This is a genomic window from Stenotrophomonas sp. LGBM10, assembly GCF_046736075.1.
In the GTDB taxonomy this organism is placed as follows: domain Bacteria; phylum Pseudomonadota; class Gammaproteobacteria; order Xanthomonadales; family Xanthomonadaceae; genus Stenotrophomonas.
This window is the reverse complement of the sequence record NZ_CP177163.1, coordinates 3,159,847-3,182,641: the sequence shown is the minus strand read 5'-3', so window position 1 is coordinate 3,182,641 and position 22,795 is coordinate 3,159,847. Positions and strand designations below refer to the sequence as shown.

18 protein-coding genes and 5 tRNA genes are annotated in these 22,795 nt (G+C 65.5%); 1 reads left to right on the top strand and 22 read right to left on the bottom strand.

All coding sequences use genetic code 11. From position 1 onward, the window contains the following. Positions 1-64 precede the first annotated feature (64 nt). From rpoB to ACLB90_RS13640, 14 genes are all read right to left on the bottom strand, one after another. Positions 65-4,219 carry a DNA-directed RNA polymerase subunit beta gene (rpoB, locus tag ACLB90_RS13705; protein WP_411850010.1) on the bottom strand — a complete coding sequence of 1,385 codons (4,155 nt, stop codon included), beginning with the start codon at positions 4,217-4,219 and terminating at the stop codon, positions 65-67. A gap of 297 nt (positions 4,220-4,516) precedes the next feature. Then, complete coding sequence (gene rplL, locus ACLB90_RS13700) at positions 4,517-4,885, bottom strand: 50S ribosomal protein L7/L12 (RefSeq protein WP_411850009.1); 369 nt, start codon at positions 4,883-4,885, stop codon at positions 4,517-4,519. Between the two features lie 62 nt (positions 4,886-4,947). Continuing rightward, positions 4,948-5,481 carry a 50S ribosomal protein L10 gene (rplJ, locus tag ACLB90_RS13695; RefSeq protein ID WP_411850008.1) on the bottom strand — a complete coding sequence of 178 codons (534 nt, stop codon included), beginning with the start codon at positions 5,479-5,481 and terminating at the stop codon, positions 4,948-4,950. Positions 5,482-5,868: 387 nt separating this feature from the next. Next, on the bottom strand, positions 5,869-6,567 hold the full coding sequence (rplA, locus tag ACLB90_RS13690; RefSeq protein WP_017356003.1) for a 50S ribosomal protein L1: 699 nt from the start codon (positions 6,565-6,567) through the stop codon (positions 5,869-5,871). A gap of 4 nt (positions 6,568-6,571) precedes the next feature. Then, complete coding sequence (rplK, locus tag ACLB90_RS13685) at positions 6,572-7,000, bottom strand: 50S ribosomal protein L11 (protein ID WP_017356002.1); 429 nt, start codon at positions 6,998-7,000, stop codon at positions 6,572-6,574. 247 nt (positions 7,001-7,247) lie between these two features. Next, positions 7,248-7,808: a transcription termination/antitermination protein NusG gene (gene nusG / locus ACLB90_RS13680; RefSeq protein ID WP_017356001.1), complete on the bottom strand. Its 561-nt coding sequence runs from the start codon at positions 7,806-7,808 to the stop codon at positions 7,248-7,250. A gap of 10 nt (positions 7,809-7,818) precedes the next feature. Continuing rightward, positions 7,819-8,226 (bottom strand): preprotein translocase subunit SecE, encoded by a 408-nt coding sequence (gene secE, locus ACLB90_RS13675; protein WP_411850007.1) that lies wholly within the window; start codon positions 8,224-8,226, stop codon positions 7,819-7,821. A gap of 44 nt (positions 8,227-8,270) precedes the next feature. Next, a tRNA-Trp gene (locus ACLB90_RS13670) sits at positions 8,271-8,346 on the bottom strand. Between the two features lie 100 nt (positions 8,347-8,446). Further along, complete coding sequence (gene tuf, locus ACLB90_RS13665) at positions 8,447-9,637, bottom strand: elongation factor Tu (protein WP_411850006.1); 1,191 nt, start codon at positions 9,635-9,637, stop codon at positions 8,447-8,449. A gap of 40 nt (positions 9,638-9,677) precedes the next feature. Beyond that, a tRNA-Thr gene (locus ACLB90_RS13660) sits at positions 9,678-9,753 on the bottom strand. A gap of 47 nt (positions 9,754-9,800) precedes the next feature. Continuing rightward, positions 9,801-9,874, bottom strand: a tRNA-Gly gene (locus ACLB90_RS13655). A gap of 28 nt (positions 9,875-9,902) precedes the next feature. Next, positions 9,903-9,988: transfer RNA gene (locus ACLB90_RS13650), tRNA-Tyr, on the bottom strand. Positions 9,989-10,126: 138 nt separating this feature from the next. After that, the gene (locus tag ACLB90_RS13645; protein WP_411850005.1) at positions 10,127-11,137 is read right to left on the bottom strand and encodes an isoaspartyl peptidase/L-asparaginase family protein; all 1,011 of its coding nucleotides are present in this window, start codon (positions 11,135-11,137) and stop codon (positions 10,127-10,129) included. A gap of 37 nt (positions 11,138-11,174) precedes the next feature. Further along, complete coding sequence (locus ACLB90_RS13640) at positions 11,175-12,194, bottom strand: cyanophycinase (RefSeq protein WP_411850004.1); 1,020 nt, start codon at positions 12,192-12,194, stop codon at positions 11,175-11,177. 168 nt (positions 12,195-12,362) lie between these two features. On the opposite strand from ACLB90_RS13640, the gene ACLB90_RS13635 reads away from it, so the two are divergent. Beyond that, positions 12,363-15,110, top strand: a complete 2,748-nt coding sequence (locus ACLB90_RS13635) for a TonB-dependent receptor plug domain-containing protein (RefSeq protein ID WP_411850003.1) — start codon at positions 12,363-12,365, stop codon at positions 15,108-15,110. A gap of 654 nt (positions 15,111-15,764) precedes the next feature. On the opposite strand, the gene ychF is transcribed toward ACLB90_RS13635, so the two are convergent. The 8 genes from ychF to ACLB90_RS13595 all read right to left on the bottom strand — a co-directional run bounded on the left by ychF (position 15,765) and on the right by ACLB90_RS13595 (position 22,754). After that, complete coding sequence (ychF, locus tag ACLB90_RS13630; RefSeq protein ID WP_411850002.1) at positions 15,765-16,856, bottom strand: redox-regulated ATPase YchF; 1,092 nt, start codon at positions 16,854-16,856, stop codon at positions 15,765-15,767. A 102-nt stretch (positions 16,857-16,958) separates the two neighbouring features. Beyond that, positions 16,959-17,537 carry an aminoacyl-tRNA hydrolase gene (pth, locus tag ACLB90_RS13625; protein WP_411850001.1) on the bottom strand — a complete coding sequence of 193 codons (579 nt, stop codon included), beginning with the start codon at positions 17,535-17,537 and terminating at the stop codon, positions 16,959-16,961. Between the two features lie 80 nt (positions 17,538-17,617). After that, complete coding sequence (locus ACLB90_RS13620; RefSeq protein ID WP_411850000.1) at positions 17,618-18,232, bottom strand: 50S ribosomal protein L25/general stress protein Ctc; 615 nt, start codon at positions 18,230-18,232, stop codon at positions 17,618-17,620. Positions 18,233-18,351: 119 nt separating this feature from the next. Next, positions 18,352-19,311 carry a ribose-phosphate diphosphokinase gene (locus tag ACLB90_RS13615; protein ID WP_026070818.1) on the bottom strand — a complete coding sequence of 320 codons (960 nt, stop codon included), beginning with the start codon at positions 19,309-19,311 and terminating at the stop codon, positions 18,352-18,354. A gap of 142 nt (positions 19,312-19,453) precedes the next feature. Next, a tRNA-Gln gene (locus tag ACLB90_RS13610) sits at positions 19,454-19,530 on the bottom strand. Positions 19,531-19,540: 10 nt separating this feature from the next. After that, positions 19,541-20,410 carry a 4-(cytidine 5'-diphospho)-2-C-methyl-D-erythritol kinase gene (ispE, locus tag ACLB90_RS13605; protein ID WP_411849999.1) on the bottom strand — a complete coding sequence of 290 codons (870 nt, stop codon included), beginning with the start codon at positions 20,408-20,410 and terminating at the stop codon, positions 19,541-19,543. Then, on the bottom strand, positions 20,407-21,069 hold the full coding sequence (gene lolB, locus ACLB90_RS13600; protein WP_411849998.1) for a lipoprotein insertase outer membrane protein LolB: 663 nt from the start codon (positions 21,067-21,069) through the stop codon (positions 20,407-20,409). The genes ispE and lolB overlap by 4 nt, the downstream gene beginning before the upstream one ends. After that, a complete protein-coding gene (locus ACLB90_RS13595; RefSeq protein WP_411849997.1) occupies positions 21,066-22,754 on the bottom strand; it encodes a tetratricopeptide repeat protein in 1,689 nt (562 codons plus the stop codon). The genes lolB and ACLB90_RS13595 overlap by 4 nt, the downstream gene beginning before the upstream one ends. Between the last annotated feature and the right edge of the window lie 41 nt (positions 22,755-22,795).

Sequence of the window (22,795 nt, the reverse complement as noted above, 5' to 3'; positions counted from 1 at the left end):
GTGTCGATGGGGCTGTCAGGTCACATCCGGCGGCGCGGCTGCCGGGGCAGCCGCGCCTGCACGATCAGTTGCCGTCCAGTTCCATGTTGATGGCCAGCGAGCGGATTTCCTTCACGAGCACGTTGAAGGATTCCGGCATGCCCGCGACCATCTCGTGCTCACCGTCGACGATGTTCTTGTACATCTGGTTACGACCCTGCACGTCATCGGACTTCACCGTCAGCATTTCCTGCAGGGTGTAGGCCGCGCCGTAGGCTTCCAGCGCCCAGACTTCCATTTCACCGAAGCGCTGGCCGCCGAACTGCGCCTTGCCGCCCAGCGGCTGCTGGGTAACGAGCGAGTACGGGCCGGTCGAACGGGCGTGCATCTTGTCGTCGACCAGGTGGTTCAGCTTCAGGTAGTGCATGTAGCCGACCGTGGTGTGGCGATCGAACGCTTCACCGGTGCGGCCGTCATACAGCTGGGTCTGGCCGCTCAGCGGCAGGTCGGCGAGTTCGAGCATGCGCTTGATCTCGGCCTCGGTCGCACCGTCGAACACCGGGGTGGCCATCGGCACGCCGTCGGTCAGGTTGTTGGCCAGACGCAGCAGTTCCTCATCGCTGAACTGCGACAGATCCACGTGGTTGGCGTGCTGGGTCTTGTCGTGGTTGTAGATGTCGTCCAGGAAGCTGCGCAGCTGGGTGATCGCGGCCTGCGCCTCGAGCATGCCCTGGATCTTGCGGCCCAGGCCCTTGGCGGCCCAGCCCAGATGCACTTCCAGGATCTGCCCGATGTTCATACGCGACGGCACGCCCAGCGGGTTCAGCACGATGTCCACGGTTTCGCCCGAGGCCATGTACGGCATGTCCTCGACCGGCACCACGTTGGAGACCACACCCTTGTTGCCGTGGCGGCCTGCCATCTTGTCGCCCGGCTGGATGCGGCGCTTCACGGCCAGGAACACCTTGACCATCTTCAGCACGCCCGGAGCGAGATCGTCGCCCGCGGTGATCTTGCCGCGCTTGTCGGCGAAGCGACGCTCGAATTCCTTCTCGTGCGCCTGGATCTGCTTCTGCGCGCGCTCGATGGCTTCCGAGGCGTCCTCGTCCTTCATGCGCAGGGCAAACCAGTCAGCCTTCTTCAGGCCGTCCAGGTAGGCGTCGGTGACGCTGTCGCCCTTCTTCAGGCCGGCGCCGCCGTTGACCACCTTGCCCACGATCTGCGAACGCAGACGGGCGTAGATGGCGCCTTCCAGGATGCGGAACTGGTCGTCGAAGTCCTTCTTGACGCGCTTGATCTCGCTTTCCTCGATCTGGCGCGCACGCTTGTCCTTCTCGATACCGTCGCGGGTGAAGACCTGCACGTCGATGACGGTGCCGTCCATGCCCGGCGGCACGCGCAGCGAGCTGTCCTTAACGTCGGAGGCCTTCTCGCCGAAGATCGCGCGCAGCAGCTTCTCTTCCGGGGTCAGCTGGCTTTCGCCCTTCGGCGTGACCTTGCCGACCATGATGTCGCCGGCGCGCACTTCGGCACCGATGTACACCACGCCGGACTCGTCCAGACGGTTCAGCGCCTGCTCGGAGACGTTCGGGATGTCGGCGGAGATTTCCTCCGGCCCCAGCTTGGTGTCACGCGCGACGCAGGTCAGCTCTTCGATGTGGATCGTGGTGTAACGATCCTCTTCCACCACGCGCTCGGAGAGCAGGATGGAGTCTTCGAAGTTGTAGCCGTTCCACGGCATGAAGGCGATCAGCATGTTCTGGCCCAGGGCCAGTTCGCCGATGTCGGTGGACGGACCGTCAGCCAGCACGTCGCCACGCGCCACCACGTTGCCCACTTCGACCAGCGGACGCTGGTTGATGCAGGTGTTCTGGTTGGAGCGGGTGTACTTGATCAGGTTGTAGATGTCCACGCCGGCGTCGGTCGCGTCGGTGATCTCCGACTCGTTGACCTTGACCACGATGCGGCCGGCGTCGATCTGCACGATCTCACCGCCACGACGGGCGTTCACGGTCACACCCGAGTCGCGGGCCACGGCGCGTTCGATACCGGTACCCACCAGCGGCTTCTGCGCACGCAGGGTCGGCACGGCCTGGCGCTGCATGTTGGCGCCCATCAGTGCACGGTTGGCGTCATCGTGTTCCAGGAACGGAACCAGCGCGGCAGCGATCGACACGGTCTGCATCGGCGAGACGTCCATGAAGTGGACTTCTGCCGGCGGCTTCAGCAGCGACTCACCCTGGTAACGGCACGGCACGAACTGCTCGGTGAGCATGCTCTTGGCGTCGGTCAGGGCGTTGGCCTGGGCGATGACGTACTCGTTTTCTTCGATCGCCGACAGGAACTCGATCTCGTCGGAGACCTTGCCGTCGGACACCTTGCGGTACGGGGTCTCGAGGAAGCCGTACTGGTTGGTGCGGGCGTACACGGCCAGCGAGTTGATCAGGCCGATGTTCGGGCCTTCCGGCGTTTCGATGGTGCAGACGCGGCCGTAATGGGTCGGATGCACGTCGCGCACTTCGAAGCCGGCGCGTTCGCGGGTCAGACCGCCCGGGCCCAGTGCGGAGACGCGACGCTTGTGCGTCACTTCCGACAGCGGGTTGTTCTGATCCATGAACTGCGACAGCTGCGAGGAGCCGAAGAACTCCTTGATGGCAGCGGCGACCGGCTTGGCGTTGATCAGCTCCTGCGGGGTCAGGCCTTCGGACTCGGCCATCGACAGGCGCTCCTTGACCGCGCGCTCGACGCGGACCAGGCCCACGCGGAACACGTTCTCGGCCATTTCGCCGACCGAACGCACGCGACGGTTGCCCAGGTGATCGATGTCATCGACCACGCCACGACCGTTGCGGATCTCGGTCAGGACCTTGATCACGTCCAGGATGTCGGAGCTGTCGCCATGCTCGGCGACCAGGCGCTTGGACTCTTCGTCGTTGCGCTCGCCGAAGTACTTGCGGTCGTACAGCACGGCTTCGCCGGTGACTTCCTTGCGGCCGACACGGCGGTTGAACTTCATGCGGCCGACCGTGGACAGGTCGTAGCGCTCGAAGGTGAAGAACAGGTTGTGGAACAGGTTCTGCGCGGCATCCTTGGTCGGCGGCTCGCCGGGACGCATCATGCGGTAGATTTCGACCAGCGCTTCCAGCTGCGTCTTGGTCGGATCGATGCGCAGGGTGTTGGACAGGTACGGACCACGATCGAGGTCGTTCACCCACAGGGTGCCCACGGCATCCACACCGGCCTTGCGGAAGGCCTGCAGCTGCTCGTCGGTGATTTCGTCGTTGGCCTGGGCCAGCAGCTCACCAGTGTTGGCGTCCACGACGTCGTGCGACAGGATGCGGCCGACGATGTAGTCGTCCGGCACGGCCAGGGCGGCGATGCCCGAGGCTTCCAGCTGCTTGACGTGGCGCGCGGTGATGCGCTTGCCGGCTTCGACGATGACCTTGTCGCCGTCGGCCAGGTCGAAGTTCAGGGTCTCGCCGCGCAGGCGCTCGGAGACCAGTTCGAGCTGCACGCCTTCATCGGGATTGATGTGGAACGTATTGATCTCGAAGAACTCGGCCAGCATTTCTTCGTTGCTGTAGCCCAGCGCACGCAGCAGGATCGACACCGGCAGCTTGCGGCGACGGTCGATACGGGTGAACAGCGCGTCCTTCGGGTCGAACTCGAAGTCCAGCCAGGAGCCGCGGTAGGGGATGATGCGGGCGCTGTACAGCAGCTTGCCCGAGCTGTGGGTCTTGCCACGGTCGTGGTCGAAGAACACACCCGGCGAACGGTGCAGCTGCGACACGATGACGCGCTCGGTACCGTTGACGATGAAGGTGCCGTTCTCGGTCATCAGCGGAATCTCGCCGAGATAGACCTCCTGCTCCTTCACGTACTTGATGGCCTTGGTGGACGACTCACGGTCGTAGATCACCAGGCGCACGGTCACGCGCAGCGGCGCGCCGTAGCTCATGCCACGCTGGCGGCACTCGCGCTCGTCGAACACGGGATCGCCGAGCTTGTAGCCGACGTACTCCAGGGCAGCGTTGCCGCTGTAGCTGGAAATCGGGAACACCGACTTCAGGGCCGCGTGCAGGCCGTGGTCCGTGCGCTTGGCCGGATCGACGTTTTCCTGCAGGAATTCACGGTAGGAATCCACCTGGATGGCGAGCAGGAACGGCACTTCGAGGATCGAGCGCTGCTTGCCGAAATCCTTGCGGATACGCTTCTTTTCGGTGAACGAATAAGACGTCATGAGGTATCACCTTGGCTGTGCGGATCGTGCGTCCACGACCCGAAGGGAAACTGAAATTGTCAGTTGGAAGTCGCTGGTATTGCCGGCACCAGCACGCCTTCTCCCGCTACTTCCAACTGCCAACTCGTCTGCATCCACTACCCTGCCCGCGCGCCGGAGCGCTGCTGTGGCGGGGCATGACCGCAGCCCGTGTTGGGCTAGTTACATCCGGTGTTGCATGAAACGACCAAAGGCCGGGGGCTTACGCCCCCAGCCTTGGCTGCATCGCCGTGATTCGATGGCGAGGCAAGGAACTGCTTACTTGACTTCGACAGTCGCGCCAGCAGCTTCCAGGTCCTTCTTGAACTTGGCAGCGTCGTCCTTCGAAGCGGCTTCCTTGATCATGCCGCCGGCTTCAGCCAGGTCCTTCGCTTCCTTCAGGCCCAGGCCGGTGATGGCGCGGACAGCCTTAATGACTTCGACCTTCTTGTCGCCGGCCGACTTCAGGATGACGTCGAACTCGGTCTGCTCTTCGACGGCAGCAGCCGGGCCAGCGGCAGCAGCCACGGCGACCGGAGCAGCGGCGGAGACGCCGAACTTCTCTTCGATGGCCTTGACCAGCTCCATCACTTCCATCAGGGACTTCTCGGCGATGGCGTCGACGATCTGTTCGTTGGTAAGGGACATTTTGATTACCTTTGGATAATTTTCTGGGTTGAGGTTCCGTTCGGAACCACGGAAACGTCGACTCAGGCGGTCTCGGCGGCCGGTTCGGCAGCGTCAGCGGTTTCACCGCCATTCTGCTTGTCACCGATGGCCTTGATGGCGCGGGCGAACATCGTGACCGGCTCGGTCAGGACGCGGGCCAGCATGGCCAGGGCCTGATCGCGGGTCGGCAGCGATGCCAGCACGTCAACGTGGCTGGCCGGGAACACTTCACCACCAATCGAAACGACCTTAGCCTTGAGCTTGTCGTTGGTCTTGGCGGCGTCCTTGATCAGGCGACCGGCAGCGCCGGGCTCCTCGAGCGAGAACGCATACAGCAGCGGACCAACCAGCTTGTCCTGTGCGACTGCGAACTCGGTGCCTTCAACGGCACGCGAAGCCAGGGTGTTCTTGACAACTTTCAAGAAAACGCCGGTTTCGCGAGCCTGCTTGCGCATCGCGGTCATCTGAGCGACCGTGGTGCCAGCATATTCGGCTGCGATCAAGGAGTGGGCCTTGGCGGCGACGTCTGCCAGCTCGGCGACTACTTCTTGCTTCTGGGACAGATTGAGAGCCATTGCACTCCTCCAATTGAACTCCGCTTACGGCTCCTGCCGTGTGCGGTCCTGGGCGGCATCCGTCCTGGACGCCGGGAACATCGGGACGATGTTCCAAGGGTGGGCCGTTCTAGACCTGGATGGCCAACCTGGGAGAACCCAGACGTGCGTAAACCAGAAAAACTCCAGAAGGGCACCATCTACGCAGGGTGATTCCCGGGGGAATCGATTAAGCGATCGGTACTGCGCCGGCGGCGACTCCCTGCCAATGCGAGCATCCCTGCCCGTCGCCGGTGTGCAACGACCGCGCCTGCGGTCTTTGACGGCTATCGTTGCGGGACGGGCCCGCTCGGATTGCCTTCAAATGTCACGGATGCGCGACCGAGGCCGCGCACCCGCTTGAAACGATTACTTCAGGGTCAGCGACGACTGGTCGACGGTGACGCCCGGGCCCATCGTCGAGCTGACCGAAACCTTCTGCAGGTAGGTGCCCTTCGAGGTAGCCGGCTTGGCCTTGATCAGGTCCATCAGCAGCGCCTGCAGGTTCGACTTCAGCGCGTCTTCGGCGAAGTCGGCCTTGCCGATGGTGCAGTGGATGATGCCGGCCTTGTCGGTGCGGTAACGCACCTGACCCGACTTGGCATTCTTGACGGCTTCGCCCGGGTTGGCCGACACGGTGCCGACCTTCGGGTTCGGCATCAGGCCGCGCGGGCCGAGCACGGTGCCCAGCTTACCCACGACGCGCATGGCGTCCGGGGTCGCGATCACGACGTCGTAGTTCAGATCGCCGGCCTGCATCTTCTCGGCCAGGTCGTCCATACCGACGGCTTCGGCGCCAGCGGCCAGGGCTTCGTCAGCCTTGGCACCGGCCGGGGCGAAGACGGCAACGCGCACGCTCTTGCCGGTACCGGCCGGCAGCACGGTGGAACCGCGCACCTGCTGGTCGGACTTCTTGGCGTCCACGCCCAGGCGCACAGCAACGTCGAAGGACTCGACGAACTTGGCCTTGGTAGCGGTCTTCAGGATCTTGATCGCGTCCTCGAAGGCATATGCCTTACCCGGGACGACGGCGGCCTTGATGGCCTTCTCACGCTTGGTCTGTGCCATCTTCTTAACCCTCCACCACGAGGCCCATGGAACGGGCAGAACCGGCAATCGTGCGCACCGCGGCGTCCAGGTCGGCGGCCGTCAGGTCGGCTTCCTTGGTCTTGGCGATTTCTTCCAGCTGCTTACGGGTCACCTTGCCCACCTTGTCGGTGTTCGGGCGCTTGGAGCCCGAGGAGATGCCAGCAGCCTTCTTGAGCAGCACGGCGGCCGGGGTGCTCTTGGTGATGAAGGTGAAGGTACGGTCCGAATAGGCCGTGATGATCACCGGGACCGGCAGACCCGGCTCCAGCTTCTGCGTGGCGGCATTGAAGGCCTTGCAGAATTCCATGATGTTCAGGCCGCGCTGACCCAGCGCAGGACCGACCGGCGGCGAGGGGTTGGCCTGACCGGCCTTCACCTGCAGCTTGATATAACCGACAACTTTCTTTGCCATGTGAGTACTCTCCGGGTGCTAGCGCCTTGCGACAACAGGCTCCCCATCGGACCGGGAATCACGCGTCCCGGCATCGCGTTTTGAAAATTCACGCAGAAGGCCACCTCGCGGCGGCCCTTGCTTTTGCCAGCTTCCTGGCAGGAAGCCGCGCACTATATCAGGTTTTTGGTCTGGTGCCTGAATGCGGCCGGGCTGTGCCCGGCGCCATGCCCCGCTGAAGCCGGGGACCGGCCAATCAGCCCGGGGGTCAGACGGCCTTTTCGACCTGGCCGAACTCGAGCTCGACCGGGGTGGCACGACCGAAGATCAGCACCGAGACGCGCAGACGGCTCTTCTCGTAGTTGACCTCTTCGACAACGCCATTGAAGTCGTTGAACGGACCTTCGGTGACACGGACCATCTGGCCCGGCTCGAACAGCACCTTCGGACGGGGCTTCTCCACACCTTCCTGAACACGGTCCAGGATGGCGGCGGCCTCTTCGTCGCGGATCGGCAGCGGGCGATCGGCGGTACCGCCGATGAACCCCATCACCTTGGAGGTGTCCTTCACCAGATGCCAACTTTCGTTGTCGATGCGCGGGATACCGTTTTCTTCGTGGGTCTCGATCTGGACCAGCACGTAACCCGGGAAGAACTTGCGCTCGGAACGGCGCTTCTGGCCGGAGCGCATTTCGACCACTTCCTCGGTCGGGACCAGGACGTCACCGAAGCGCTCCTGCATCTCGTCACGCACGATGCGATCGCGCAGAGCCTGCGCCACCGACTTTTCGAAGCCCGAATAGGCGTGAACGACGTACCAACGCTTCACTGGTTTCTCCTTATCGACCCAGGAACCACTGGGTCGCTTTCTGAATCAGGAAATCAAATCCGCCCAGCACCAGGCTGAGGATGATCACGACAACGACCACCACCCAGGTCATGCGGATGGCTTCCTGGCGTGTCGGCCAGACCACCTTGCGCAGTTCGAAACGCGATTCGGAAAGGAATTCACGCGTGTCGCGACCCTTGCCGGTCAGCAGGAACACGCCAAGGCCGGCCACCAGGCCAACCACAACGGCCAGACCGCGAAGCGGACCGGCCCATGCACTCTGGGAAGCATGCTCGGGAGCACCGAACCAGAACCAAGCAAAAAGACCCGCTACAACCAGGATGGCTGCAACGGCGTACTTGACGATATCACCCCCGGTGGAGGCGGTGTCTTTGGAATGCTCGATCTTGCTGTTCATCCGGCTCTGGCTGCAGTGGCGGCATGGCCGCTGGAAGGGAGAAGTGGCACGCCAGGAGGGACTCGAACCCCCAACCTGCGGTTTTGGAGACCGCTGCTCTGCCAATTGAGCTACTGGCGTACTGAAAAACTGCCTTCCCTTAGACGGCGAAGGCGGACCGAGGTTCCCGGCCCGCCATTCGCGAGACCGGCGGAGCTATGCAACCGCCGGTATTACGAAATTACGCGATGATCTTGGAGACCACGCCGGCGCCGACGGTACGGCCGCCTTCGCGGATGGCGAAGCGCAGGCCTTCGTCCATTGCCACCGGGTTGATCAGGGTGACAACCATCTTCACGTTGTCGCCCGGCATGACCATTTCCACGCCTTCCGGCAGCTCGACCGCACCGGTGATGTCGGTGGTACGGAAGTAGAACTGCGGACGGTAGCCCTTGAAGAACGGGGTGTGGCGGCCGCCTTCGTCCTTGGACAGGACGTAGACTTCGGCGTCGAACTGGGTGTGCGGCTTGATCGAACCCGGCTTGGCCAGCACCTGGCCACGCTCGACGTCGTCACGCTTGGTGCCGCGCAGCAGCAGACCGGCGTTGTCGCCTGCCTGACCCTGGTCGAGCAGCTTGCGGAACATTTCCACGCCGGTGACGGTGGTCTTCTGGACCGGACGGATACCGACGATTTCGATTTCTTCGCCGACCTTGATCACGCCGCGCTCGATACGACCGGTCACCACGGTGCCGCGGCCCGAGATCGAGAACACGTCTTCCACCGGCATCAGGAACGGCTTGTCGATGTCGCGTTCCGGGGTCGGGATCCAGCTGTCGAGAGCTTCGACCAGCTTGATCACGGCCGGCACGCCGATATCGCTCTGGTCGCCTTCCAGCGCCAGACGGGCCGAACCCGCGATGATCGGGGTGTCGTCGCCCGGGAAGTCGTACTTGCTCAGCAGCTCGCGGACTTCCATTTCGACCAGTTCCAGCAGCTCGGCGTCGTCCACCATGTCGGCCTTGTTCAGGAACACGACGATGTACGGCACGCCGACCTGACGCGACAGCAGGATGTGCTCGCGGGTCTGCGGCATCGGGCCGTCAGCGGCCGAGCACACCAGGATCGCGCCGTCCATCTGGGCAGCACCGGTGATCATGTTCTTGACGTAGTCAGCATGGCCCGGGCAATCCACGTGGGCGTAATGACGCTCGGTGGATTCGTATTCGACGTGCGCGGTCGAGATCGTGATGCCACGCGCCTTTTCTTCCGGCGCGGCGTCGATCGCGGAGTAATCCTTGAACTCGCCACCGAAGCGCTCGGCACCGATCTTGGTCAGTGCGGCGGTCAGCGTGGTCTTGCCGTGGTCGACGTGACCGATGGTGCCGACGTTGACGTGCGGCTTGGTGCGCTCGAACTTACCCTTGGCCATGGCTGCTTATCTCGAAATCGTCTGAATGGTGGCACTTAGATGGTGCTCACGAAAGGAATCGAACCTTCGACCTCCTCCTTACCAAGGAGGTGCTCTACCGACTGAGCTACGTGAGCGAGTTTTGAATTATGGCACGAATTTGAATATATTCAAACTCATTCAATGGAGCGGGAGACGGGGATCGAACCCGCACCATCAGCTTGGAAGGCTGAGGTTCTACCATTGAACTACTCCCGCATCGGAAGCTCTTGCCACAACATGAAACTGGTGGAGGGAGGTGGATTCGAACCACCGAAGGCGTAAGCCAGCAGATTTACAGTCTGCCCCCGTTGGCCGCTTGGGTATCCCTCCTTACCACCCTGTCCCGTTGCGCCGAAGCGTTTTCGGTGTGGGGTGGAAGAGCCGTGAATTTTGGGGGTGAACGAGGGTTCTGTCAACAACCTTTTTGAATTTTTTCACACGAATTTCGAATTGCCCTGCGATTGCAGGCTATTGGCCCGGCAGCGGCAGCGGTTCGTCGGCAAAGATGGCCACGTGCGGCACGCCATCGGCGCCGATCCAACCCCGATACATGCCCTGTGTGTTGAACGGCGTTGCCGCCCGACCGTCGGCCGAGAGCACGATCGCGCCGCCATCGCCGCCGAGCGCGGGAATGCGCTCATTGATCACGGCGCGCCCCGCCTCGTCCGGGCCCTGCTTGAGGTACTGCATGCGCGCGCAGATGTCGTAGGCCGCGGCGGTGCGGATGTAGTACTCGCCCCAACCGGTACCCGACACCGCGCAGGTAGCATTGGCATAGGTGCCGGCACCGATGATCGGCGAATCGCCGACGCGGCCATAGCGCTTGTTGGTCATGCCGCCGGTGGAGGTGCCCGCCGCGAGCTTGCCCTGGGCATCCAGCGCGACGGCACCGACGGTACCGAAGTGACGCGCGGTCTCCAGGTCGGCGTGCGCCTGGCCGGCGGCCTCCTCGCGCAGTGCCTTCTGCAGCTGCTGCCAGCGCTTTTCGGTGCGGAAGTACGCCGGATCGACCAGCGCGATGTGCTGGGTGGCAGCGAAGGTCTCGGCGCCCTCGCCCACCATCATCACGTGCGGCGAGTGCTGCATCACCGCTTCGGCCAGCAGAATCGGATTGCGCACCCGCTGCACGCCCGCCACGGCGCCGGCCTTGAGCGTGGCGCCGTCCATGAGCGAGGCATCCAGCTCGTTGCGCCCGTCATGCGTGAACACGGCGCCCTTGCCCGCATTGAAGGTGGGATCGTCCTCAAGCACGGTGATCGCGGCGGTGACCGCATCCAGTGCCGGGCGACCCGCGGCGAGCGCCTGGTGCCCCTTCAGCAGCGCCTGGCGCAGCGCCGCGCGCGCCGCTGCTTCCTCGGTCGGCGACAGGTCCTTGCGCTCGACCCCTGCCCCACCGTGGATCACCAGGACCGGCTCCGCCGCCCACGCAAGCGGGCTCGACAGGCACAGCGACAGCAGCAACGCGGTTCGACGGGACATGACAGGGTTCCAGGCAGGCAGGACCCCCATCATGGCGTCAGCGGGGCTGCAGTTCCAAGGCCCCGTCGCGGATGTCGGCCGTCATCTGGAACGCCGGGTCGTCGACCCGGAACCCGTCCAGGTGCAGGCGGCTGCCGCTGCCCACACCGGTTACCGGGATCGCGTGGAAGTCGAGCGGCTCGCCATCGCGCAGGCGGTCTGCGGTGTGGCGCGGCATGACCAGCCAGGCGTAGCCGTCGTCGTTGCTGAAGACCCGGCCACGACCATCGGCCTCCACGCACAGCGCGGTGTCTTCGTCCACGCCGATGCCGACCATGTCCGCGCGCCCGCTCTGCCGGGCCGCACGGGCGACGAAGACGATCAGGCGGCCGAGCCGGTCGCGCTTGCCGAAGTGGGTGTCGGTGACCACGTTGGACAGGTACGGCATGGTCAGGAAGTCGTTGTCCAGGGTCACCGCGCTGCCCATCGGGTCCTGCAGCGCCCGGTCGGAGGTGATGCTGCCGCCGTCCAGCGCGCCGTAGCTGTAGCCGCCCAGAATGGCCAGGCCGGCGCTGGTGCCGGCAATGGGGCGGCCGGCGCGCACGTGGGCGTTGAGTGCCTCGTTGAGCGCGGTGCCCTTCCAGAAGCGGATGTAGCGCGACTGGTCGCCGCCGGCGATGAAGATCGCATCGGCCGCAGCCACCACCTGCAGCACGTTCGGATCATCGGCGGCGCGCCGGCTGTCGAAGACCAGGGTCTGGACCGTGCTGACGCCGCCGATGTCGCGGTACAGACGCTCCTGGAGGTCGTCGCCGCCGGACGCGCGCAGGATCACCACCCGGCCATGTCCGGCGCGCGCCAGCCACCACTCGAACGCGGCCGGGACCCACTCGCCCCCGCCCATCAGCATCATCGCCGGCTCGGTGCGGGCGGCCTGTGGCGCGTCGAGGTCGCCGATCTCGTAGTAGCGGTAGCCCGGCTCCTGCAGGCCGCGCGCGGACTGACCCTGGGCAGGCAGCGCCAGGCCGGCCAGCAGCACCCACAGCAGCGGTGTGAAACGGCGGAAAGCCTTGTGCACGTTGATCTCCCTGAACAAATCGGGGGTGTAAGCGCTTTCACTCTTTGCCAGAGAACATGGCAGTGGTCAACCCCATAAAAAAGGCGTTAAATGCGCGCCGTCCATTCGCGAAATGTGAATGGGGGACAGGCCTCCCTCGAGGCCGACACTTTCTTCTCGAGAATTCTCATGCGTAAACAGGCGATGGCGTGGTCGATCCAGCTGGCGTTGATGGGTGTGGCCGCAACTGCGGCGGCCCAGTCGGCCGCCCCCGGAGTGCAGCAACTGGACACGGTGCAGGTCACCGGCTCGCGCATTCCGCGCGCGCAGGTGGAAGGACCCGCACCGGTCACGGTGATCACCGCCGAGCAGATCCAGGCCAGCGGCTTCACCAGCGTGCCGGACGTGCTCCGTTCGATGACCCAGAACGGCGGTGAGACCCAGAGCCAGCAGTCCTCCAGCGGCGCGGACTTTTCGCCCGGCGCGCAGCAGGTCGATCTGCGCGGCCTTGGCCCCAACCACACCCTGGTGCTGGTCAACGGCCGCCGCATCGCCGACTTCCCGATGCCCTTCCAGGGCCGCAGCAACTTCACCGACGTCTCCAACATCCCGATCGGGATGATCGAGCGCATCGAAGTGCTGACCGGCAGCGCCTCGGCGATCTACGGGTCGGACGCGATCGCCGGCGTGGTCAACTTCATCCTCAAGAAGCGGGTGGATGGCACCACGGTGGACGTGCGCATGGGCACCACCAGCGAAGGCGGCGGCGAGTCGTTCGACATGAGCCTGGCCAGCGGCTTCGACGCCGGCCGCTTCAGCGCGGTGTACAGCCTGGAACTGCAGTCGCAGACGCCGCTGTGGGCCTATGAGCGGGCGCAGCAGGATTCGACCCTGGACGCCCCCACCGAAAGCGCCCGCGCCGCGCGTCGCGCCTACCTGCGCACCGACTGGAACGACGACTACCTTGACCCGGGCCAGGCGACCTGCGATGCGCTGGCCGGCCAGAACAACGGCAGCACCCACTACGCCGAGCGTGCGCGCTACGGCTTCTACTGCGGCAGCGACCGCTCGATCGGCTACGGCACGATCCTGAGCAAGCGTCGCGGCGCCAATGGCTACGCGTCGCTGAACTACGCCTTCGACAACGGCGCCAGCTGGTTCGCCGACGTGCAGCTGGGCTACCACGACATCGCGCTGATGCGCGATGTGACGCAGTGGGGCCGCATGGCCGCCGACGGCAACGAGGACGGCTACTTCTACAACCAGGCCACCGACCAGGTGGAGTTCTGGCAGCGCCAGTTCTCGCCGGAGGAAATGGGTGGGCTGCGCAACGGCATGATCCGAAGCACCCAGAAGACCTTCAGCGTCACCACCGGCTTCAAGGGCACCCTGACCGGGGCGTGGGACTACGAGGCCTCGCTGAGCCATTCGCAGTACCAGTCGTCGATCCGCTGGCCGCAGATCATCGCCGCCAAGGCCAACGCGCTGTTCCTGGGTGAGCAGCTCGGCGAGTACACCGACGACGACGACAACGTCTTCCCGATCTTCAACGCCGATCCGGCGCGCCTGTACCGGCCGTTGAGCCGCGGCGAGTACGATTCGATCGCTGCGCGCACGACCTATACACCGAAGTCGCGCACCGACACCGCCGCCCTGACCCTGACCAACGGCGAGCTGTTCGAGCTGCCGGGCGGCAAGGCCGGTTTCGCGGCCACCGCCGAGTTCGGCAACCAGTCCTACGCGCTCAACCCCGATCCGCTGGCCACCCAGTACTACTACTACAGCTGGAAGGACTCCGACGGCCACGGCAGCCGCAACCGCTGGGCCACCGCCGCCGAGCTGCGCCTGCCGCTGCACGACACGCTCAACGTGAGCGTGGCCGGCCGTTTCGACCAGTACCGCTATTCCGGCAACAGCATCGGCAAGGCGACCTGGAGTGGCGGCATCGAGTGGCGCCCGATCGACACGCTGCTGGTGCGCGGGTCGTACGGCACTGCGTTCCGCGCACCGGACCTGCACTATGTGTACGCCGGGCCGGGCAACGACGAGACCAGCAACAACGACTACTACACCTGCCAGCTGGACCAGGCCGACGACTGCTCGGACTACGAGGAAAACCTGATCCGCACGCGCGAAGGCAACCGCAGGCTCGACCCGGAAACCAGCACGTCGTGGAGTGCCGGCTTCGTGTGGTCGCCGGCCATCGGGCTGGATCTGTCGGTGGACTGGTTCGACATCGACATGCGCGACCAGGTGCAGGACATGGACGTGGGCACGATCCTGCGCGATGAAGCGGCCTGCCGCCTGGGTGGTGCGGACCCGACGTCGCCGACCTGCGTGGACGCGATCGCCCGGGTCACCCGCACCAGCGACGGCCGCCTGTACGGCGTGCACGTCAACCCGATCAACATCGCCCGCGAAACCACCCGCGGCATCGATGTGGGCCTGCGCTACCGCCTGCCGACGTCCATCGGCGACTTCACCATCAGCGGCAACCACACCTGGGTGAAGACGCACGATTTCCAGCAGTTCGACGGCGACGTGGTCGAAGACCAGTTCGCGGTCAACAGCGGCTTCGACATCCCGCGCACCAAGACCAGCGCCAGCATCACCTGGGAAAAGGACGCCTGGTCGGCCACCGTGTACGGCTCGCGCCTGGGCAGGCTGCCCACCTACGACAGCTACGACCAGAGCTTCGATCCGGACAGCGGCGACAGCCCGTGGATCGGCGCGACCTACCGCTACAACGTGTCGGTGCAGTACCGCTTCGACGACCACGCACGCCTGTCGCTGTCGGTGGTCAACGTGGGTAACAAGATGCCGCCGAAGGACGCGACCTACACCCCGTACCCGTATTACGACGTGTCCTGGTTCGACACCGTCGGCCGCACGATCAACCTGCAGTACACCCACAAGTTCGGCGGTACGCCGCTGTAAGGCGCCTGCCAGGGAACGCAGCAGGAAGGACGGAGGCACTGCCTCCGTCCTTTTTTTTGGGCGCTGGCCCCGAGTGGAGAACGTGCGCGGGTTTTCCACACGACACGTGGAGAGCCGTGGGGGTTTGCTGTGGACAAGCCGGTGCGAGCGTTGCGCCGCAGGCGTTTCCGCGGGTGGTCAATAATTGTCCAGCGCTGACGCGACCCGATCGCCGTCCGGTCGAACACGTTTTCCACACGCGGCGTGGAAAGCCGTGGGAGTTTGTTGTGGACAACCCTGTGTGAGCGTTGCAGCGCAGCGGTTTTGAAGGGTGATCAATTATTGTCCAGGCCGGTCGCCGTGCCGGCCAACGGCTGGCACCCACCGGTTTGCCACGTGCAGACCGCCGGAGGATGCGGGTTTTCCACATGGCACGTGGAGAGCCGTGGGGGTTTGCTGTGGACAAGCCTGTGTGAGCGTTGCAGGGCAAGGGATTTTTGAGGTGGTCAATTTATGTCCAACGCGGAAGGCGTGCCGACCAACGGTCTGCACCCACCACCACGAGCGGTCGGCACCCGCCACCACAAGCGGTCTGCACCCACCGTGTCGAGGGCATGCCCAAACGCAAACGCCCCGCTCAAGGCGGGGCGTTGCGGGCATCCATCGTCGATGCGATCAGACGTTGAAGCGGAAGTGCAGGATGTCGCCTTCCTGGACGCGGTATTCCTTGCCTTCCAGGCGCAGGCGCCCGGCTTCCTTCGCGCCGGCTTCGCCCTTGTACTTGATGAAGTCGTCATACGCGATGGTTTCGGCGCGGATGAAGCCCTTCTCGAAGTCGGTGTGGATGACGGCAGCCGCCTGCGGTGCGGTGGCACCCTTGCGCACGGTCCACGCGCGGACTTCCTTCACGCCTGCGGTGAAATAGGTCTGCAGGCCGAGCAGGTTGTAGGCCGCGTTGATGACGCGGTTCAAGCCCGGCTCGGACAGGCCCAGATCGGCCAGGAAGGTATCGCGGTCTTCGTCGTCGAGCTGGGACAGCTCTTCTTCGATGGCGGCCGAGACCGGCACCACCTGCGCGCCCTCCTGGGCGGCACGGGCGCGCACGGCGTCCAGGTGCGGGTTGTTCTCGAAGCCGTCTTCCAGCACGTTGGCGATGTACATCACCGGCTTCAGCGTGAGCAGGAACAGATCGCGGACCAGCGCCTTCTCTTCCTCGTCCAGGCCGGCGGTACGGCCGGCCTTGCCGTCGGCCAGCGCGGCCTGCAGCTTGGCCAGCACCGGCTTGCGGGCTGCCGCGTCCTTGTCGCCACCCTTGGCGGCGCGCTCGGCGCGGTTCAGCGCCTTCTCGACGCTGTCCAGGTCGGCCAGGGCCAGCTCGGTGTCGATGGTGTCGATGTCCGAGATCGGGTCGACCTTGTTGTTGACGTGGATGACGTCAGCGTTCTCGAAGCAGCGCACCACGTGGGTGATCGCATCCACTTCGCGGATGTGGGCCAGGAACTTGTTGCCCAGGCCTTCGCCACTGGCGGCACCGGCGACCAGGCCGGCGATGTCGACGAACTCCACGGCGGTCGGGATGACCTTCTGCGGGTTGATGATCGCCGCCAGCTCGTTCAGGCGCGGATCCGGGACCGGCACGATGCCGACGTTCGGCTCGATCGTGCAGAACGGGAAGTTGGCCGCCGCGATGCCCGCCTTGGTCAGCGCATTGAACAGGGTCGACTTGCCCACGTTGGGCAGACCGACGATGCCGCATTTGATACCCATCTTTGACAACCTCTGGGGTGAAAGTGATTGGTAAAAGGGCGCGCCGGCGGGCACCGTTTTACCGATCATTTTCCGTACCGGCCCACGGCCGGTACCTACCGCTCATTTCGGGGTGTGCAGGCGCTTCATGGCTTCGCTGTAGTCACCCCTCACCGCCAAGGGCAGCACGTCGATGGCGTCGTTGATGGCGTGGCCGATCAGCACGTCGTCGTCCTTGCCGGCGCGGCCGAGCACCCACGGAACCACGCGGTCCTTGTGACCGGGATGGCCGATGCCGATGCGCAGGCGATGGAACCTGCCATGCCCCAGCAGGCGGATGGTGTCGCGCAGGCCGTTCTGGCCGCCGTGGCCGCCGTCGAACTTGAGCCGTGCCACGCCGGGCGGCAGGTCCAGCTCATCGTGCGCCAGCAGGGTTTCTTCGGGTTCGATCTTCCAGAAGCGCTGCGCGGCGGTGACCGACTTGCCGCTGAGGTTCATGAAGGTGGCGGGCTTGAGCAGCCATACCGGTTGCCCGGCGATGTCGACCTTGGCGGTCTCGCCGAACAGCTTGCTGTCCACGCTCCAGCGCGCGCCGGCCTGTTCGACCAGGGCGTCAATGAAACGAAACCCGGCGTTGTGCCGGGTCTGGGCGTGCTCGGGTCCGGGGTTGCCCAGACCAACGATCAATCGCAATCCTGTCATCACTCTTCTTCGTCGGTACCGGCCCTGTGCCGGCACATACAGAAACGGCGCCTGCCCCGAAGGACAGACGCCGCAACCACTTACTCTGCAGCCGGCGCTTCGTCGGCAGCGTCTTCCTTGCCGAGCTTGGCGGTGACGATCGCGTCGTCGTGGTCCTTGCCCTGGGCCAGGGCCGGGATCTCGACGCCCTTCGGCAGCTTGATGTCCGACAGGTAGATCACGTCACCGGCCTTCAGGTCGGCCAGGTCGACGTCGATCGATTCCGGCAGGTCCTTCGGCAGGCAGGAGATGGTCACTTCCTTCAGTTCGTGGGTGACCACGACGTCGGCAGCCTTGCCGGCCGGCGAGGTGTCTTCGTTGATGAAGTGCAGCGGGACGTTGGCGGTCAGGGCCTCGTTCTCGTTCACGCGCAGGAAATCCAGGTGGATGATCAGCTGCTTGAACGGGTGGCGCTGCATGTCACGCAGCAGCACCTTGGTGACCTGGCCGTCCAGGTTCAGGTCCAGGATCGACGAGTAGAACCACTCGTTCTGCTGGGCCAGCCAGATCTGGTTGTGGTCCAGGTTGATGTTGATCGGAGCGGCGTCGCCGCCGTACACAACGGCCGGGATCACGCCGGCGTGACGCAGGCGGCGGCTCGCACCCTTGCCCTGCACGTCACGAGCGGTGACCTTGATTTCATGAGTCTTCGACATGTTTGCACTACCAGTAGTTGCCGTGCCCGAAGGCGTGGCGGTTGAAGGTACGTCCGCGACCAGACGTACCCGGGACCCGTCTGCCGTTGCCGGCAGCCGGAAATTTCATTTCGACAGCATCAATCCACGTACAGCGAGCTGACCGACTCGCCGAAGGCGATGCGGCGCATCGTTTCGGCCAGCATCTCCGCCACGCTGAGCTGGCGGATCTTGCTGCACACCCGCGCCGCTTCGTTGAGCGGGATGGTGTCGGTCACCACCAGCTCATCGAGCTGGGAGTTGTTGATGTTGTCCACCGCCGGGCCCGAGAGCACGGCGTGGGTGCAGTACGCAGCCACCTTGAGGGCGCCGCGCGCCTTCAGGGCAGCAGCGGCCGCACACAGGGTGCCGGCGGTATCGACGATGTCATCGACCATCACGCAGGTCTTGCCTTCGACGTCACCGATGATGTTCATCACGGTGGAGACGTTGGCGCGCGGACGGCGCTTGTCGATGATCGCCAGGTCGGCGTCGTCCAGGCGCTTGGCGACGGCGCGCGCGCGCACCACACCACCCACGTCCGGGGACACCACGATCAGGTTTTCAGTGCCGTACGCGCGCCAGATATCGGCGAGCAGCAGCGGCGAGGCATATACGTTGTCGACCGGCATGTCGAAGAAACCCTGAATCTGGTCGGCATGCAGATCCACCGTCAGGACCCGGTCGGCCCCCACGGCGCTGAACATCTTGGCGGCGACCTTGGCCGTGATCGGCACACGCGACGAACGCATGCGGCGATCCTGGCGCGAGTAGCCGAAGTACGGCACCACCGCGGTGACGCTGTTGACCGAGGCGCGCTTGAGCGCATCGATCAGCACCAGCAGCTCCATCAGGTTCTCGGCGCTGGGGGCACAGGTCGGCTGGATCACGAAGACGTCCTGCTTGCGGACGTTCTCTTCGATTTCCACCTGCACTTCACCATCGGAGAAGCGCGAGACCAGTGCCTTGCCCGGTCGCACCCCCAGTTCCTTGCAGATGCTCTGCGCAAGGCGCTTGTTGGCGTTGCCGGAAAATACCAGCAGGTTGGGGGATTCTTGCATCATGGGACGGTCTCGGGCGGGAGCGATTGGCGGAGAACTCTGCCGCAGGCACCCGGAGGCGTCGGCGGTGACGACACTGCGGAGGTTCGACCGCGCCCGCGCAGATCGCGTGCGCAAGGGTTCGCGGCAAAACATCCGCAAGTGGCAGGGGCGGGAGGATTCGAACCTCCGAATGCCAGGATCAAAACCTGGTGCCTTGGGCCTCTTGGCGACGCCCCTGCATCAAAAATCAATAACGCTCGAGTACATCAAGCAGTGGCGAGCGCTCCACGCCCGCAGCCACCCATGCCCGCAGTCCTTCCGGCAACTCCGCCAACGCCTGCTCGGCGGCAGCGCGCGTGGTGAACTCGACGAAACAACCGCTTCCCGACCCGGTGAGTCGTGCCCGGCCGATACTGCTCAACGCCACCAGCACCGCCTCTACGGCGGGCTCGCGGCGGCGCAGGACCGGCTCGAACGCATTCCCGAGCAAAGACCCGGAAGCGAAGTCCTCTATTTTCGCCACTGGGGCATCGCGCGTCAAATCCGGTGATGCGAAAAGCGCAGCGGTCGGGACGTGAACGCCCGGATCGGCAAGCACGTACCAGGCCGGCGACAGGTCCATCGGCGTGAGCTGTTCACCGACGCCCTCGGCCCACGCGTTGTGGCCGCGCACGAACACCGGCACATCCGCACCGAGCTGCAGGCCCAGCGCCGCCAGCGCGTCCACGTCCAGGCCCGCCCCCCACAGGTGGTTCAGGGCGACCAGAACGGTGGCCGCATCGGACGAACCGCCGCCGAAGCCACCGCCGGCCGGAATGTGTTTTTCGATGCCGATGTCCGCACCTTGACGGACGTTGGCGACACGTTGAAGCAGGCGCGCCGCACGCACCGCGAGGTCGTCGGCCTCGGCCACACCGGCCACCGACGGCCCGTCGCGGCGGACCTGGCCATCCCCGCGCACCCGCACGCGGAGCCGGTCACCCCAGTCGAGCAGGCGGAACACGGTCTGCAGCTGGTGATAGCCGTCGGCGCGGCGGCCGGTGATGTGCAGGAACAGGTTCAGCTTGGCCGGGGCCGGCCAGTGCGACCAGCCCGCGTTCAGGTCCGGCGCGCTCATGGGGTGCCGAGCACCCAGCTGTCGACCACCAGGCGCACTTTGGCGTCGCCGTTGACCGCCTCGATCCGCCGCGGCAGCACCGGGCGATCGCCCTCCGCCGGGTACCAGTCCAGGTACTGGACCTGCCAGCCCATCTGCTCCACGCGACGTGGGCGGCCATCGCCGTCACGCTCGACCTGCCCGGCCGGCGCCGCGTCGTCGGCCACCAGGCCACGCACCCAGTCGGGCAGCTGGTTGACCGGAATGTCCCAGCCGGTGGCCTCCAGCAGCACCTGCTGGGCGTCGTCGCCCTGGCGCGGCCCGCCGTCCAGCCCCTCCAGACGCCCCCCTTCGTGGTGGGTATCGCCGGTCAGCTTCCAGCTCTGGCGGGTCACCGGCGCGCTCAGCTCGACCACGTACTGACGGGCCTGCTGCTGCCAGTCGATGCGGCCATTGCCGCCGTTGCGCCCTTTGTTGATGGCCACCCGGCCCTGGAACGCCCACTGCGGCTGCGCAAGAACGGCGGCGACGCGGGCACGTTCGGCCTGTTGCGCCTCGGCCGACACGGTGGTCACCACTGCGGGTGCCGAGGGGGCCTTGCGCTCATCCAGCGACACGCACGCCGACAGCGAGAGCGCCGCGACGAAGGCCACGGCCGGTTTCAGGTACTGCAGGTTCATACGCCGTATTTCTCGATCACGCGCTGCAGGGCGCGGTTGTCAGGGTCCAGCTTGCGGGCTTCATCGAAGAACTGTCGGGCCTCGTCCTTGCGGCCGAGCACCCACAGCACTTCGCCCACATGGGCGGCGATCTCGGCGTCCTTGGCCAGGCTCCAGGCGCGCCGCAGCTGCACCAGCGCCTGTTCGTTGCGGCCCAGGCGGTAGAGCACCCAGCCGTAGCTGTCGACGATGGCCGCGTTGTCCGGCTCGGCCACCCGGGCGCGATCGATCAGCTCCAGCGCCTCCTGGTAACGCTGGGTGCGGTCGGCCAGGGTGTAGCCCAGCGCGTTGAGCGCGGCCACGTTTTCCGGATCGGTCACCAGCACCTTGCGCAGGTCGGCCTCGGCGCGGGCGATGTCGTCGCGGCGCTCCCAGGCCAGGGCGCGGGCATACAGCAGGGCGTTCTCGTCGGGGTAGGCGGCCAGGCCGCGGCCGAGGGCATCCAGCTCGCCGGCATCGTCGTTGCCGCGCTGGCGCAGCTCCGCTTCAAGCAGATAGGCATCGCGCCGCGCCTCGTCATCGACCGTGGCATCGGACTGGATCGCATGTACTTCGGCCAGGGCCTTGTCGGTGCGGCCCAGCTCGTACTGGGCGTTGGCCGCGCGCAGGCGCGCTTCATCGCGTTCCGGGCCGCCGGGTACACCGTGGTACCACTCCACGGCTTCGGCCGGGCGCTTGAGGTACTCGGCGATCTTGCCGAGCAGCAGGCGCTGGGCCGGATCGGGCTTGGTCGCCTTGCCCGAAAGCTCGGTGTACAGCGCCAGCAGCGCCGTGGTGTCGTTCTGCTTGGCCAGCAGCGAGGCCCGCATGCCGTAGGTCTGCACGTCCTGCGGGCCGACCGACAGCACGCGCTCGGCCGCCTTGGATTCGCCCATCGCGTCGTAGGTGATCGCCACGGCGTTGCGCAGTTCCGGGTCCTGCGCGGTCTTGGGTTCCACCCCGCGCAGCAGCGCCAGCGCCTCGTCGGTCTTACCGGACTGGCTCAACTGGCTGGCGTGCAGCAGGGCCACGCGCGGCTCATCGGGGAAGCGGCGGACCACTTCGTCGACCATGCGCCGGGCCAGCTCGGGCTTGTCCATGCGCAGCGCCAGGCGACCAAACTCCTGCCAGGCTTCCAGGGTGTCGGGGATCGCATTGGCCTCCACCAGCCCTCCCAGCACCTGGGCCGGCACGGCCGGGTCGCTGCCGCCACCGACCAGGGCGGCGATCGCGAACTTCCAGCCGCGCGGGTCCGGATCGCGCAGCAGCGCCACCAGTTCGGCCTGGGCCGTCTTCACCTGGTTCTGGCGCATGGCCAGGGCCGCGGCACTGCTGCGCATGGCCAGCGAGCGCGGTGCGCGCGCCTCCCACAGCTTCAGCGCCCGCGCGGCACGGACATCATCGTTGGCAAGCATGGCGATGCGGGTGGCGCGCTCGGCCAGCCCGGCGTCATCGCGGCCGGCCTCGGCCGCTTCCAGGTACCAGCGTGCCGCGTCCTCCAGCTTGCCCGCCTGGAGGGCGAACTCGCCCGCCATGACCGGGGTCAGCGAGGCAGGCTCGGCGGCGCGGTCCTTGGCCGCCGGAACCGTGGCCGGACGGGCCGCCAGGGCGTTGGCAGTGAACAAAGACAGCAGCAGAACGCTGGAGATGCGAATCAATGCGGGCATCGGGGGCATCTGAGCCTTAAAATGACGACTTGAATGGCCAG

Coding starts and splice junctions, on each gene's coding strand:
- rpoB (WP_411850010.1), bottom strand. CDS start 4,219: ATGACGTCTTATTCGTTCACCGAAAAGAAGCGTATCCGCAAGGATTTC.
- rplL (WP_411850009.1), bottom strand. CDS start 4,885: ATGTCCCTTACCAACGAACAGATCGTCGACGCCATCGCCGAGAAGTCC.
- rplJ (WP_411850008.1), bottom strand. CDS start 5,481: ATGGCTCTCAATCTGTCCCAGAAGCAAGAAGTAGTCGCCGAGCTGGCA.
- rplA (WP_017356003.1), bottom strand. CDS start 6,567: ATGGCACAGACCAAGCGTGAGAAGGCCATCAAGGCCGCCGTCGTCCCG.
- rplK (WP_017356002.1), bottom strand. CDS start 7,000: ATGGCAAAGAAAGTTGTCGGTTATATCAAGCTGCAGGTGAAGGCCGGT.
- secE (WP_411850007.1), bottom strand. CDS start 8,226: ATGAACAGCAAGATCGAGCATTCCAAAGACACCGCCTCCACCGGGGGT.
- tuf (WP_411850006.1), bottom strand. CDS start 9,637: ATGGCCAAGGGTAAGTTCGAGCGCACCAAGCCGCACGTCAACGTCGGC.
- ACLB90_RS13645 (WP_411850005.1), bottom strand. CDS start 11,137: ATGTCCCGTCGAACCGCGTTGCTGCTGTCGCTGTGCCTGTCGAGCCCG.
- ACLB90_RS13635 (WP_411850003.1), top strand. CDS start 12,363: ATGCGTAAACAGGCGATGGCGTGGTCGATCCAGCTGGCGTTGATGGGT.
- ychF (WP_411850002.1), bottom strand. CDS start 16,856: ATGGGTATCAAATGCGGCATCGTCGGTCTGCCCAACGTGGGCAAGTCG.
- pth (WP_411850001.1), bottom strand. CDS start 17,537: ATGACAGGATTGCGATTGATCGTTGGTCTGGGCAACCCCGGACCCGAG.
- ACLB90_RS13620 (WP_411850000.1), bottom strand. CDS start 18,232: ATGTCGAAGACTCATGAAATCAAGGTCACCGCTCGTGACGTGCAGGGC.
- ACLB90_RS13615 (WP_026070818.1), bottom strand. CDS start 19,311: ATGCAAGAATCCCCCAACCTGCTGGTATTTTCCGGCAACGCCAACAAG.
- ispE (WP_411849999.1), bottom strand. CDS start 20,410: ATGAGCGCGCCGGACCTGAACGCGGGCTGGTCGCACTGGCCGGCCCCG.
- lolB (WP_411849998.1), bottom strand. CDS start 21,069: ATGAACCTGCAGTACCTGAAACCGGCCGTGGCCTTCGTCGCGGCGCTC.
- ACLB90_RS13595 (WP_411849997.1), bottom strand. CDS start 22,754: ATGCCCGCATTGATTCGCATCTCCAGCGTTCTGCTGCTGTCTTTGTTC.